Annotated in this window: 1 pseudogene; it reads left to right on the top strand. The window is 73.0% G+C overall.

What is annotated here, in order from left to right:
* Positions 1-940: pseudogene (locus U4E84_RS18940) on the top strand (hydantoinase B/oxoprolinase family protein); the annotation flags it as partial.
* Positions 941-1,001 lie beyond the last annotated feature (61 nt).

The following is a 1,001-nucleotide window of genomic DNA, read 5'->3' as shown; positions in this document are numbered from 1 at the left end:
TTCGGACGCCGGACGAGCGCGAGGCCGACCTCCGAGCCCAGCGCGCCGCCAACGCGCGAGCAGAGGAGCGGATCGGCGAGCTGCTCGACGAACACGGCGCGACCCTGCTCGACGCGTTCGACGCCGTCATCGACTACTCCCGCGAGCGCGTCGAAGCCGAGCTCGAGGCGCTCCCGGACGGCACCTACCGGGCGCAGGACATCCTCGAAGGCGACGGCGTCACCGACGACGACGTGCCGATCGAGGCGGCCGTCGCCGTCGACGGGCGCTCGATCGACGTCGACTTCGCCGGGACCGCAGACCAGGTGGCAGGGAACCTCAACGCGCCGCCGTCGGTCGCGAAGAGCGCGGTGTACTTCGTCGTCCGCGCGATAACCGACCCGGACATCCAGCCGAACCACGGCGGTACGAGCCAGTGGCCGTGTCGGCGCCCGAGGGGTCGGTGCTCAACCCCGAGCCTCCGGCCGCTGTCGTCGGCGGCAACGTCGAGACCAGCCAGCGGGTCATGGACGTCACGCTGGCGGCGGTCGCGGCGGCGGTCCCCGAGGCGGTTCCCGCGGGCGGACAGGGGACGATGAACAACCTCATCGTCGGCGACCGGAGCGGCGAGTTCACCTACTACGAGACGATCGGCGGCGGCTTCGGAGCCCGCCCCGAGACGGACGGCATGGACGGGGTGCAGGTCGGGATGACCAACACGCTCAACACGCCCGCGGAGGCGATGGAGATCGAGTACCCGCTCCGCGTCGAACGGTACGCGCTGCGTCCGTCGAGCGGCGGCGACGGGCGGCACCGCGGCGGGTTGGGCCTCGAACGGACCGTCACCGTCGAGACCGACGCCACCGTGTCGCTGCTGACGGAGCGGCGGCGGACCGCCCCCGCGGGGCTCGACGGCGGTGAAGACGGCGCGACCGGCGAGAACCTCGTCGGCGGCGAGCCCGTCCCGGCGAAGGCCTCCGTCGACGTGGCAGCCGGAACGACCGTCTCGCTCCTGACGCCCG

Origin of the sequence: Halorubrum sp. AD140 (assembly GCF_034497445.1) — an archaeon.
Taxonomy (GTDB): domain Archaea; phylum Halobacteriota; class Halobacteria; order Halobacteriales; family Haloferacaceae; genus Halorubrum.
This window is presented reverse-complemented; position numbering and strand designations above follow the sequence as displayed.